The organism is Halococcus hamelinensis 100A6 (genome assembly GCF_000336675.1).
Taxonomy (GTDB): Archaea; Halobacteriota; Halobacteria; order Halobacteriales; family Halococcaceae; genus Halococcus; species Halococcus hamelinensis.
In genome coordinates, this window is the sequence record NZ_AOMB01000003.1 from 16,686 (window position 1) to 29,506 (window position 12,821).

The following is a 12,821-nucleotide window of genomic DNA, read 5'->3' on the forward strand; positions in this document are numbered from 1 at the left end:
GTTCAGAAGGCATCGCTCACTGCGATTTCGGACGCCTCGTAGGGCCTGAGTCGACCGCTCTGGTCGAGTGATTCACCCGGTTGGCCACTGAGCGACGGTCCCCGTTCGGACCAAGCTTGCCAAACGTCCGGTGCTCCACTATCGTCGTTCTGTTGGGCTCGCTCGTGAAGCCACGCAACCGGGACAACGCTGGTGTTGAGGATCGACAGGTGAAACTAGTAGTTCGGGACCTGTGTCCCGCTCGCTGTATAGTATGACCGAACTTCGAGGTGGTTGGGAACGCAGAGGCCACAGAACTCAACCACGCCCGATTCGGGCTTGCGGAACACGAGGATGGGCGGAACCTCCTCACGCTGGCCGGCCGTAGCGCTCTCGAAGGCGGATTTGATTTTCCGATTCTGTATGAACTCGTCGTACGGGTTCGAAGCTTTTGCGTCTCCCCAGTAGCTAATATGGCCAGTGTTGATGGCAAGCGTATCCTCCAAGGGGTCGTCCTGTTGGGAGATCCCGCTGTCGTTCGAGACGAGGACGAGAGCCGCAGGCACGTCCGAACGGTCCGCAGTGAGGTAGCGAATCCCACGTGTTCTTGATACCACTGTCGAGTGGACCGCGAATCCACCGCAAGAACTGGTCTTCGGACCTGCGGTAGCTTCCAGTGTCGTGGTATCGATCACCAACCCGAAATTCGCGTCGCATGGTATCACGATAATGGCCCCTATCAGGGGATAGCTCTCTGGGTGACGCAGGTTGCTCTATGGATAAGACGGGCCTCAGTACATCAGATGAACTATCGCTGGCACACGACACATACGGGACAGAAATGAGAGTCACTGTCTTCTCCACCGGAGAACCGATCGCGAATACTGTAACTTCTCAACGCCACCGAACGACTATACCGCAACTACTGCACTAATAAAACGATGGCCGCCTCGCTCCCCGAACCAGTCGTGCTTGCAGCGGCGAAGGATGCGCTCTATCCTGAAATTGAGAACCGACCGCGTCGGTATGCCGTCGTCGACACACAGTTCACAGTAGATTTGTGGGGTAATTGGCCAGTCCCAGCATCGGTACGAGACCGCCTCATGCCGTTCAACGCTATCAGACTTTCCTCAGGCGAACCCGACCTGCTTGGCGTGGGGTTACCCCCTGATGGCGTACTCAATGCTCGTTCAGCGAGCGATCCAGTCGTGGCTGTCGAAGCGAAAGGCCACAATACCGCACCCGAAAAAGCGGATATCTCTCGAGGGATCGAACAGGCCCACTCCCATCTCCCGGAGGCTAACCTCGGCTATGTTGCTGCGCCGATGGAAAGCGTCACCCAAACAGCACGCTCACTAGCCCGCGAACTCAACATTGGCGTCCTCGGTGTTCGCACTGACGAGAGCGTGGGGATCGTCGAACCAGCCCGTGTAGCTGGAGCCGGTGAGTTCTCCACCGGTATCGAGGCGCTCCGATTCCAAGCGAGTACCCACCAGCTAACTGCAGGGAGTTTTCCGGTGAATCATCCGAAGAACTTCCTTGGGTATGCCCTCGCTCTCGCTGCCGGAGGCGACACCGCTGATATCTACGCCGAAAACGTCATTCGAGACGTGGCTAGCGGCCGACGCGGCGCGATTTTGTTGAATCTTGTCGACCCTCGAAGTGACGGCGAATACTTGACCCACCTCGGTGCGGAGGTAGTTCGGTTCGCTCATCAACAGTCTGGCAGTGTCTCAGCGGCGCTCACACGGTTCAGTGAATGGACTGGCAAGCGAACCCGCTTCACTGAACTGGCACCGCGCTGGGCGCAGCTTGCACGATCTATTGCAATGCAGTACGAACCAACTCAGCTCATCGTAGACGTACTCGAACAGACCCATGCAGGAAACTCACGAGCCGTAACGCTCTCAGAGCTCGTCACTCGCGCCTGTGAGCTGAACAAGCCGCTTGCTATCGAGGTGTTCATCACAACTGGCGAGCGCGAGAACGCACTCACCCCGGACGGTGACCTCGACGAAACGCAACTCGATAATCCAGCGATCTACAAGTCAGGTGCCTACTTCCAGTTCAAGGCCCAATTGTATCACGTCGGTCTTCTCACCAGTGGTGGAACGGACAACGGAGAGCAGGCACTGAGCAATGAGTGGCAATTGGAGCACGCTGTAAGCCTATGAGTGGGGGAATTGCAACAAAGTAAAATAGCCATTGTTGACGAGAGCCACACCATTGATTCCACGTCGTTTACTCGCCCACTGCCGAGACATTAGTGGTGCAGTCAGCCGCTATCTACGCCCGTGTCAGTACCCCCGAGCAGCACCCTCAACGTCAACTCAACGAGTGCCGTGAGCACATCGTTTCGAAGTTCCCAGAGATCACGAGTATCGAGACGTACACGGACATCATCTCAGGCGTCGCCAAACACGGTGGTGAACAGTACCGCGAACTCAACGAGGCTATCAAAAACGATGACTACGACCTCGTCGTGGTTCACGAGATCTCACGACTCTCGAGGCTCGGTGCTGGCGAAATTCATCGATTTATCCAACGTTGCATGGAACGAGGGACAGTCGTTGAGTCGCTCGACCTCGGCCTCTCGATTCACGTCGAGGACTCACCCATCCAGCGAACCATCTACACCATGATCGCCAGCATCATGGGCGACCTCGCGAAGATCGAGCACGAACAGGACCTTCTCCGTATCCAATCAGGGATCCGAGCCGCCCAGCAGGCTGGGAGGTGGACCGGCCGGCCACCGCGAGGCTTCGTGACCGACGAGAATGGTGTTCTCCACGTTGATATCGAGGAATTTCTCAAAACTCGCGAGGCGCTTCTCCGTCTCAAGCACGGTGAACGGAAATTGGTCGTCGCTGAAAGGTCGGGGATCCCACGGAGTACGCTCGTTGGACTGTTCAGAGACGAACAACGTCGCGCTATCTATCTCGATGGTGTAGCTACTGACGAGCGTCTCAATCGTGCTCTCGCCGAATTTCGGGCCTTCTCGGACTTGGCACCAAACGAATCAAAAAGGAGGTTCAACTGATGGTTCCCTCAATCACTTGCTCAAGAGCTCTGTTGGAGCAAATGCGACCGTGAGAAACGATTATACAAGTTTGGAGAGGTGATGTGAGTGTGAGCAACGAGTTTGTGTACCCCTCCGTCGATCTGATTCTCAGTCATGTTGGAAACCAGTCTACCAGGTTGCATATATGTAGGTCAATCAAACCCAATGCCGTTCCGACCAGTATCGCTGCCACCAGTAGGTAATATATGAACAGGTCATATGCAAGGGTGTACTCAAATGCAAATTCACCACGAGTCCATCCTAAAAAGTCAAAAAACCTCTGGAGTGGCGAACCCTCCACACCTCTTTCTAGTTGTAGGTCTTCCCGCTCCGATTCGTCAAAGAATTTGCTATAAAAATCCACCGAAGACATCCTATCATTAACGAGTCGATCTAATTGCTCATGAATTCCTCTGACCCGGCGCAAGACCACTAAACCATAGACAGAGACCAGCGACAGAAGGAATGTGAAAGCTGTAGTTGAATCAACGCTAGCTGGAAGTCTGTAGTATATTGTGGCTCCAAGCGCAATCACAAAGGCAATAGTTCTAAACATATCGCGTGACAACCCGTCAATTAGCTGCGATCGAAGATCAGAGAATCTGCTGTTGGTTTCGAATACACTGTCGATCAATTCCTGGCGAAACTCAAAGAAGTCATCTGTCGTTTGTTCGACATAGTATTGGTAGTTCGATTTGGTCGATCCATGAATCTCGCTTATATTTGCGACGACATCTGACAGATTTTGAGCGAACAGCGTAGCGACGTTTCTCACAATTGGCATGCGAGTCTCTGGCTCACTGCCTTCTATGTACGTCCATTCAAACAAGGAGCGGAAATTCTCAATATCAAGCTGCTCAATCCGGAACGTTTCATCTGAACCATCGGCATTACGAACAGCGACCTCCTCAGAAAAAACTTGGATACCACCTTCAATAAGCTGCTTTCCACTAATCTGTAATCCCCACATGGTCCCGTCCTGTTGTGCACTACTGGTAATCGATAGCATCGAAAATAGAACAGCATGACGCTTGAATAGGGTCTCAATCTGTTCGGCCTCTTCACCTGTGGATTGTGGGTCGAATTTGAAGAAAGATGGTGGAAGGTATACGTCTGAGATGTTTTCAATAAGTGATTGTCTCGCCACAGAATCCATGAGATTCTTCCAAGCAGCGCGGCGGCTTCTTGGCCACTCTGAGATTTGGTCTATTGAGCTCAATCCTGTAATGGCGAAATCTCCGTTATAGGCTATTGAATCGAAATCGTATATCACGAAGACAAGACGATCTTCTTCGCTAAGATACTCTCTTTTGAAATTCTCAGGTGACACGTTAGAAAGGTCTTCCTCAAAAAAGTTGAACGAGAAATAGAAATACACACTCGTATCTTCGAAACCATACTCTTCTTCTAGCTTTTCCACAATTCCTCGCTTCTCGATGCCGAAATCAACGCTGAGGTCTATGTCTTCTCGAGGAATTAGTAACTGTAACACATCAATTAGATCATCTACACTCCGAAGACGGTCATTTGAAATGCTACGAATGGCATCTTCGACCTGATCATCATCGTATAAGTCGCTGATATTATATTCACTGCCAGAGACAAGATCAGACTGTATAATATCCAGACTCACATCCCAATCTACATTGTACTGGTCTTCACCACCATCAATATCTATCCCGAAGGAGCCGGGACTGAACGACTCTGAGAGCCTTTCAACATTCTCAATCAGCTCTGGTATTTGCTCTTCGTTAATTTGCTCCGGGTTCAGTGAATACTCACGATTCCTCTCTGTTGCTGACTCTCTCCATCTTTCTAAGAAGTCTGAAAGCTCAGCGTCTAAATTGGGTGTTGAATTTCCCAAACTCATCCTCGGAAATCTTGATCAAGAGAATCCCCTCTAACAGTAATAATATATTCACCGTTTTCGTACTCAGGCTCCTGTACGGTTACTCTGTCCTCACTCACATCCGACATTTTCACCTTGACTTCTATACCATCAAGATTATACACAACATACTTTGTGGTGTTATTAGGGTCGATCTGAACTTCGCTCTCACCCTCTTCATGCAGCATAGCGTCAACTTCTTCCTCGTTATATTCTTCTCCAAGTGCTTGTTCCGCCGCATCATGGACGATTTCGCCATCTGCTATTCCGTCTGAGCCTTGGATAGTTGTCCTAGCTTCTTGTACCTCTCCAGGATTAAGTACAGAGTCTGACCGATCCTGTTTTATGCCAGATAACCCTTCTAGAATTGTCTGACTCTGCTCTCGACTTCCACTGCTCGTGACGCACCCCATGAATTCCTCAAAGTAATCCGAGTCGGCGTCCTCTTGAAGAAACTTCACGTCGCCATCCAAGTTGAATACATTGTCCTGATCGATAGGATCGAATATAGGATATGTACAACCTTTTTGAAGCTCTTCTGTAGGAGGGAATGCGTCCTCAATCTCCTCATATTCTAATCGTCTGGTATCTCGGTCTAAAATCGGCCTTTCTTCACTTTGCACGACATCAAGTTTAAGAATGCCGATGAATGGCTCGTCATTATTGATTGCTTGGATTATGAAAAGGTAGCCTCTGGAAGTTCGACCGTCCATATGGGATATGAGTCGATTCTTTAGGGAATCAGCTACTTCCTCAAACTCCCTATAATTGGAACTATCTTCATCATCTAGTTCTAATTCCCGAAGTCTATTCAGACGTTCTTGTGTTTCATCTCTCACATCCTCGTCACCACTACTATTGGAAAAATGTCCTACAGTTACTTTTCCAGTATCTTCTTTGTTGATAACCCGACTTAAATATCCTACAAATATCCCTATCACCCGATCATCAACATCGGCAGTCCGTGTACTAACAACCCAGTCATCATCATCTCCGGATTCGATGTCGTGCGCTACAGGCGAGAAACTAATTGCGTTGATATTGATAACCATGGGTTGCCCTTGTACGGCGTGGGGTGGAGGTGGTAAGTTTGTGGGTTACAACACATTTATTCTTTTGTGTTGATCGCATTGTCTTGTGACCGACTTGCTGAAGCACCGGAGATATCGGCGATGGGATAACCTTCGAAACTAAGCGGCAACAAGAGTAGGAATATCAGGTGGAAAATTTGTCAAAGAATAGTGGTGACTTCTTAGACACCACCATAGGTACCGATAGCCGCACCGGCACCCGCTGCACCTAGCCCAGCACAGGTTGCTGCATCCGCACTCGCTCCAGCGGCCATCGTGGCCCCAGTGGTCACATCGCGGCGTTTCTTGTTTGACTGTAGTTCTTCGACTCGCCCTATGCGACCGGCATGATATCGTCATCGATATCGTCTACCCAAGTATCGGGTTTCGTAGTTCGTTGACACTGAACCCAGCATCCAAGACGAACCGGTCGGCGAGGTCGCGCGTGATGGTGACCCGAAGGCACTCCTCAGCCCCGAACAGCCCGTTCCAATGAGTAATTATGATGCTTATGTCGGTTATCCTACTGTCGAAAAGGTACTCCTTTCCTGATGTGAAATTGAAGACGACATCTCACTCTCAGATTTTCCGATCCAAGACGGGATCTTCCATTACTGTCCGTATTCACCTCGTCACAGTGCTCACGAGACTCGAGCACTATCCTCCTCCTCTCCAGCTACATGGCGAATCAGGCCCCGTGACTATCACTATGGCATTCGGAAGGGGAGTGGGCACGGTCTCACGGAGGACAAGTAGCCATTATACCGTGCTCAAACGGGAGGGGCCAATCGACCAGTTCCAACTGCTTCGTCCCTCTCGTTTCAGAATGACTGTCTGCCGATACAATAGAAGCTATACTTTGATGCCAGTCCCGTCTTGACATACATTACCTCTCTGGCTCAAGACTCATCTTGGTTGTAGTCTATACCAGTAAATAGGGTTGGGGGGATCCGTTGCGTGGCATCACCTGCAATACCCTCCTGGCCCGCCCTCAGTAGTATCGTATTGTTTCGGGACCCAATCCTTCTCGATGACACACAGAGCGTCCTATTTAGCGGGGTCCTGAATATCCTGCAGACCGTACGAGAGCAGTCGTCGGGCGATCACTACTAGTCCGTTCGAGAACCCACGACCGTATATCGCTCGTTCGCTCGGCCCATTTCCTTCACTCGGCGTTCGTGAACTCACGAGGAGTTCGCTTCGGTCGGTCATCACCAGAACACCGATCGACGCCTCATCGGGGCTTTCTTCGGGACTTCTGAGCCACTCGAGACCCGTTTCGAATACTTCGGCTTCTGGAATGTGGTCTCGAATTTCGTTGCGTGTTTCACGCTCCAATGCCCCGATGAGAACGTCGGCCCCAGCGGCGACTGCCTCTTGGAGGCTCTCGTAGAGGTCGTCGGTAAGCATCATGTCCGACCCAATGATCAGAAAGATCTCCTCACTCCCCCTGCGAATCATCTTCTGAGCACGGGTTGTGATCGAGGCGGTGGTCGCGAGCGACCAGACCTCGTGTGGCTCCTGTTCAGAACTCTGTTGTTGGCTCTCGAGGCCGTGGAGCGCCTGGTCGAGTTCGTCGATACGGGACGAATAGCGATCCCCGAGGATGACGACCGCCTCGTTAACCCCGATCGCTCGGAAGTACTGTGGGTTGCCATGTTGAATTTCGACTAGTCCACTGGACTCGAGTACTCGGACGGCGTCATAAACTCGGGTCCGGGGGACCTCCGCAGTGTCGCTGATCTCCTTTGCGGTCCCAGAGGAAAGCCTCGTCAATGCCGCAAAACACTTCGCTTCGTACTCCTTCAGGCCGAGATCCTGAAGCAGGTCGATCACCTCCTCTTCAGTTGCGCTTACCATGATCCAACCACCGACTGATTCATTCGCTTTGCAAACGTATATGTCTCACCCTGTGGTACTACCCTACTTAGACAGGGAATAAGGAGCGGAACAACCCGCTCTTTCGGACCTCAGGCTCTGATTTGGGACTTCACTACCGGGAAAATGTCTGTGTCACCCAGATCCTCACAAAAGTATTTAGTCGGTGAGGGATAAAGGACGACTGGTATTCGGTCAGTACTTCCAACCACCGTACTGACCGGATGCCACTTACCTCGCCCGCAGAGTGTTCTCCTCCTCCTGCGGGGCCCACATCGTATCGAATCTCCCATTCTTGAGGAGGTTCGAGAGACCACGGCGAAGGCGTTCGGAGGCTGCCTGGTCGGAGATATCGTGCGCCGCAGCGAGTTCGACCATACTGATTCCACGCGGGATCTCGAAATAGCCGTGTTCGATGGCTGAGGCGACGAGTCTGCGTTGGGAGGAGGTGAGAAGTTGGGGGTTCAACTTGGAGTCGGAGTGAGCCTCGGTGAGGCTGCTGAGCGAGAAATCGATATCTTGGTCGAGACAGCACTTTCGATATGTACTGAGGGACTCGTGGTCCGGGAACTCCATCCGGATGGTTGCGCCTCGAGGCGTGACGGTCGCATCAAGGAGCACGCCCCCGAGCGACGTCCAATCCCAGTAGGTGGTCTTCGCGATGGGCACCCACAGTTGGTAGAGTGCTCGATCGTCCTCCCAGTCAGTATACTGGGTTGTTTCACCGCTTTCCCACTGTTCGAGGTGGGTTTCGAACGCCGCTGGGTGGGATGTTTCGACCCAGCACGTCACCGAAAGGGTCTCGGGACTACACGCGAGTACTTGCTCGACCTCGAACCGGAGGTCGGGTATTTCCTCAAAAACCGAATCATAGACTGGAGAGCCGATTTGATAGGTCGCAACCAAACTCATACGGTCACCTCCTCGGATATCGCTCTCTCCGCTCGTAAGCGGTCGAATTGTTCGGACGACCGAGTCTCCGGATTCGGTGTGGAGATCTGCGTCCACTGGGGTGCGTACTTCATTCCAACCACCTGACTCGCCTGCCTTGGTGTACCCATTATCGACTCTCCAGACATCATGTATGTGTGGAATTGTCACCCTCTTCCAGAACTGAATGAAACACGAGCTGTGTAGCGATTCTTTTTTATTTAATGAAGTTGTGGAAAATATTAATAATTGAAACAATCCAATATTCAATTATTTTTTGCTAATTGAATATTTCAGATAAGTAGATTTTCTCCCACGAGTCCGGATTGGTTTCTCGCGCACGGGCACATCTCCCTGAAGGGTTCCCAACACTGAATGACTATCTCGGCTATTAGCCTCATGTGGAGAGTGTCATAGAATTCTTCACACACCTTCTCAGCAACCCGAGGAGCGGTGTCTAAGAAGCAACCAGTATTGTCGCTATTCAGAGCCAGCCGTAGTGAGTCTCTTAACCCATATCCGAAACCCACGCCAACTATCTATGACGCCCTATCACGTGGGTTTCCCACCACGGGGAGTTTTCTAGTGGCGTTCCAACCGGTAAGAGGTCATAAAACGCACAAACACTACGAGTTCTACGAGTCGTGAATTACGCGTAGTGACTGAGCGAGTTGTACGTCGTGTAGTGTTCTTACTGCTCAAAATCAGTAGAAGGCTCGCAAATCGCAAAAGTAGGGTCGTACAGACCATAGGACCCCATCACCGTTTCCGGAGGGTCTGTTGGTTCCGTGAGAGAGATCCTCGAAGCGCTATGTGAAAATGGCACGGAGGACCACCACGAGGCTGTTGTGCTCGCCTGACCCCCAGATAGCAGTCTCTTCGGTGCCATTGCTAGTCCCCGATTCGGGAAGCAACACGCTGACGAGCGCCGTCTGCTCGTCGGTGAGGAGGACACTCCCTGCAGAGACCTTTTCCCAGTCCCAGAGCGTCTCGAACACCGTTAGACCAGGTATGCGCTCACGAATTCGCTCTTGGACCGCCTCTGAGATCCCTGCAAGATGAATGTCGACCCCTCTCTCGGCAGCGCGCTCGAGATGGTCGAGGTGGGTGTCGGTGAGCAACTCGTCGACAGTCATGTAGACGAGTTCGTCCTCGGTTTCGTCGATGAACTCCAACATACGACTCGTAATTGCCTCGGGACCAGTGGTGGTCCAGACGCCGAGTCCTTCGCGTTGTGGCTGAGCAGGTTCGAGCTCCTCTAATGCGCGTTCGAAGCGAGTGAGGAGGTTCTCATAGTCCAAACTCAGGGTTCGAAGGGCGGTCTCGTGGGAAACCGTCGTGAACGTCTGTGGTGTCGCGTGCTGAACATCGACGAGGCCGCGGTCGTGCAAGGTTTCGACGGCGTCGTAGACACGCGTTCGGGGGACGTGACCGATATCGGCGACGTCTTTGGCGGTCCCCCTTCCAAGTTGAATGAGAGCGACGAACGTGTCCGCTTCGTATTCAGAGAGACCGAGCTGTTCGAGCTTCGCGACAGCTCTCTCACGTGGATCGACTGAATCAGTCATCAAAAATCTCTGATATAAGATTCATTTGAAGGGGAGCAAGCTGTCTCATCGTCGTTCAGCAACGAGAGTAGAGAACAGTGCCTCCCAACACGAATGACAGAGACCACTCTCAATGCGACGGTTTCTCGCCACGTCACTTTCGTCCTGAAGAACGATATTGTGGCGTGCATACGGACTCTCGGTAAGTTGTCCCCGGCAAAGTGGACATGTGGTTGCAGAAGCGGTTCCCTCGCGTATTGGGTTTGTTGAACTGTCTGCCATGTGCATTCGATCCTTTTGTTGGTCGTCTCTTCGGGCCGACGACTAGAGTAGTATCTCGGTCACTATAGGTGTGTTGTGAGAATGTGAGTGAACGCAATCAAATACCGAAGGCGAACAATGAACAGCTGAAAATGATGATCGATATTCGGTATCACTTAGACCCACTAATTCTGGCTAAGACAGTGGTAACAGATGGTATCTCCAATATAAGAATCACCCATCCGTCTCTTGCATCTTTCGCAGGTTCGAACAGGCTCCGCTGATCCGGTCCGGTCATTTCGCTGCATGGCATCACCCACCAAGCGCTGCTGGCGACTTCATCAAAAAACTATCAGAAATGTTCAAATAAAAGACTCAGGTATTAAGGCTAGCTGCCTACAAAGACACTTCTGTAGCGCTAATGGCCTCTCGGCGGCTGAAATCGCTGCAGAGCTGGCAGGATAAGCGTGACCGTGCGGCGCTGTAATGTCGCCGATAGAAGCTTACTTCGAGCCCATCGAAGGCATCTCTCACGCGACTGCATCGGGTTGTACGTCGAGAGAGTCGCTTCTCGCTCGTTGCACACCGAACCGACTGACCGATGTGCAAGGAACTTCAGTCGAATCAGCTTCTGCATGTAATTCTGAATAGAGACTCGAACGTCAATATAAACAAACAGCAGTCAGTTGCTTAAATCAGTGCTTCTAAGCGAGGCGATATGCAATGAATTCACGGTTGGATATAAATGCGAATCAAAACTGATGGGAAGCACGAGTATCGAGTCGATCAATTGCGCCAGATCATGCAAGCTACTGAAGAAGGGACCAAATCAGGGGCCTTCGACTTCTCGACCGAATTCACGCTGAGAATGCTGGAGAATCTCGATCAGGCTCTCCACCACTCCGACATGACCGAAGAGCTTGCGGAGGTTCTCTCAACTCCCACAGTGGATTTGACCTATCGAATAGAGGCCAACCTCGATGTGAATCCAAGCCGGCGGGCGCGAGCGGATGAGTGATTGATCTGAGCCAAGATCGAAGTTTTGCACATCAGCTCAAGAAGGGATCTCTCAGCGAGTAAAGCAAACGAATAGCAACCTCCATCAGGAATTTGCCGTTGCCGGCCGGCACATAGCTAGAAATCTATTTCCTTCCGAAGATCATGAATTGCGATGTCTAAAAGGAACTCCTTGCTGACTCCTAGTTCAGAACCCTCGAACTTGATCTGCTGAGCAGGCATACCAGAAGACCGTCCCCTCAACTATCGTCGATCCTGTGTCAGCCGACGGCTGTAATACCGTGCCGAGAGCAGTCTCCGGGTAAATCGTGAATCACTCACCATCTGATCGAACTCTCAACGATCTCGCCGATGCCGTCGCTGGCGAGTTCGAGGCATACCGTCACTCTGACGGCTTCAACGAACTCTCGCTCGTCATCGACAACAGCGACCGCGACCGCTCGACCCTGATCGTCCACATTGATCGAGAGCAGGCCACCGACCTCGCCGACCGCGTCGAAGTATTCCTCCGCGATCACGGCGCACAGACCCAACGCGAGCACTACGCGACCTTCGAATCGGCGCTAGATATCCTTGACCGGATGTACGACGATCTTAAACCCGAGGCCGATTACCGACCAGACTCTACGGAAGTTCCTCGATGATGTCGACAAGTATTTCTTCAGTTTGCCATCGATAGAGCCGACCCTCGTTCTCAAACAAATCGAAGACCCCATCCTGCATCCAGCCAAACGGGTGCTCTTCGTCTTCGTAGACCCGTTTGAGGACGTGACTCTTCGCGAAGTACTCGACCGTCCCAACGAGCAGGCCTTGTTCGACGAGGAAGTCACTGGGGTCCTTCTCGGCGACACCGACGAGATACGTGACGAGGTCGGCGATCAGGCAGAACTTCTGAATGCTATTGTCCCACTCTCCGCGGATGTCCACCATCCGGAATGCGTAGGCATCCTGACGGCGGTTGAGGCGGTCTACCACCAGATTCAGTCGTCGGATCGGCTCCCGGTCGTAGTTCCCGAGGACGAAGTACGACCGATCGTTTTCGTAGATCGGCGTGAGTTCACTCAGCGCGTGTAGAATCTCCTCGTTGTCCGCCAGCGAGAGTTCCTCTTGGTCGATCTGCTCTTTGGCGCTCGTGAGAATTTCGTCGGGAACCGGCGACTCCTCGTCGGACATATCACACCTACTCCACG

11 protein-coding genes are annotated in these 12,821 nt (G+C 52.0%); 3 read left to right on the forward strand and 8 right to left on the reverse strand.

What is annotated here, in order from left to right:
- Positions 1-215: 215 nt before the first annotated feature.
- Entirely contained in the window at positions 216-674 is a 459-nt protein-coding gene (locus tag C447_RS18455; RefSeq protein ID WP_394295094.1) for a hypothetical protein, read from the reverse strand.
- A 246-nt stretch (positions 675-920) separates the two neighbouring features.
- Here C447_RS18455 and C447_RS00160 point away from each other — a divergent pair, with 246 nt between their 5' ends.
- Both C447_RS00160 and C447_RS00165 read left to right on the forward strand, forming a co-directional pair.
- A complete protein-coding gene (locus tag C447_RS00160; protein WP_044956331.1) occupies positions 921-2,153 on the forward strand; it encodes a hypothetical protein in 1,233 nt (410 codons plus the stop codon).
- 92 nt (positions 2,154-2,245) lie between these two features.
- The gene (locus C447_RS00165; RefSeq protein ID WP_237713481.1) at positions 2,246-3,019 is read left to right on the forward strand and encodes a recombinase family protein; all 774 of its coding nucleotides are present in this window, start codon (positions 2,246-2,248) and stop codon (positions 3,017-3,019) included.
- A gap of 133 nt (positions 3,020-3,152) precedes the next feature.
- Here the strand turns inward: C447_RS00165 and C447_RS00170 are convergent, their stop codons facing one another.
- From C447_RS00170 to C447_RS00190, 5 genes are all read right to left on the reverse strand, one after another.
- On the reverse strand, positions 3,153-4,904 hold the full coding sequence (locus C447_RS00170; protein ID WP_152416109.1) for a hypothetical protein: 1,752 nt from the start codon (positions 4,902-4,904) through the stop codon (positions 3,153-3,155).
- A 2-nt stretch (positions 4,905-4,906) separates the two neighbouring features.
- Positions 4,907-5,980 (reverse strand): nucleoid-associated protein, encoded by a 1,074-nt coding sequence (locus C447_RS16950; RefSeq protein WP_080505363.1) that lies wholly within the window; start codon positions 5,978-5,980, stop codon positions 4,907-4,909.
- A 1,065-nt stretch (positions 5,981-7,045) separates the two neighbouring features.
- On the reverse strand, positions 7,046-7,858 hold the full coding sequence (locus tag C447_RS00180; RefSeq protein ID WP_007689628.1) for a TrmB family transcriptional regulator: 813 nt from the start codon (positions 7,856-7,858) through the stop codon (positions 7,046-7,048).
- A 249-nt stretch (positions 7,859-8,107) separates the two neighbouring features.
- Positions 8,108-8,788, reverse strand: a complete 681-nt coding sequence (locus tag C447_RS00185; protein WP_007689630.1) for a helix-turn-helix domain-containing protein — start codon at positions 8,786-8,788, stop codon at positions 8,108-8,110.
- Between the two features lie 827 nt (positions 8,789-9,615).
- Complete coding sequence (locus C447_RS00190; protein WP_049904263.1) at positions 9,616-10,374, reverse strand: TrmB family transcriptional regulator; 759 nt, start codon at positions 10,372-10,374, stop codon at positions 9,616-9,618.
- Between the two features lie 985 nt (positions 10,375-11,359).
- On the opposite strand from C447_RS00190, the gene C447_RS00195 reads away from it, so the two are divergent.
- A complete protein-coding gene (locus tag C447_RS00195) occupies positions 11,360-11,632 on the forward strand; it encodes a DUF7692 domain-containing protein (RefSeq protein WP_007689639.1) in 273 nt (90 codons plus the stop codon).
- 316 nt (positions 11,633-11,948) lie between these two features.
- Here C447_RS00195 and C447_RS18385 read toward each other — a convergent pair whose 3' ends face one another.
- Together C447_RS18385 and C447_RS00205 are read right to left on the reverse strand one after the other, a co-directional pair.
- Entirely contained in the window at positions 11,949-12,149 is a 201-nt protein-coding gene (locus C447_RS18385; RefSeq protein WP_193361371.1) for a hypothetical protein, read from the reverse strand.
- A gap of 106 nt (positions 12,150-12,255) precedes the next feature.
- The gene (locus tag C447_RS00205) at positions 12,256-12,804 is read right to left on the reverse strand and encodes a hypothetical protein (protein WP_007689644.1); all 549 of its coding nucleotides are present in this window, start codon (positions 12,802-12,804) and stop codon (positions 12,256-12,258) included.
- Positions 12,805-12,821 lie beyond the last annotated feature (17 nt).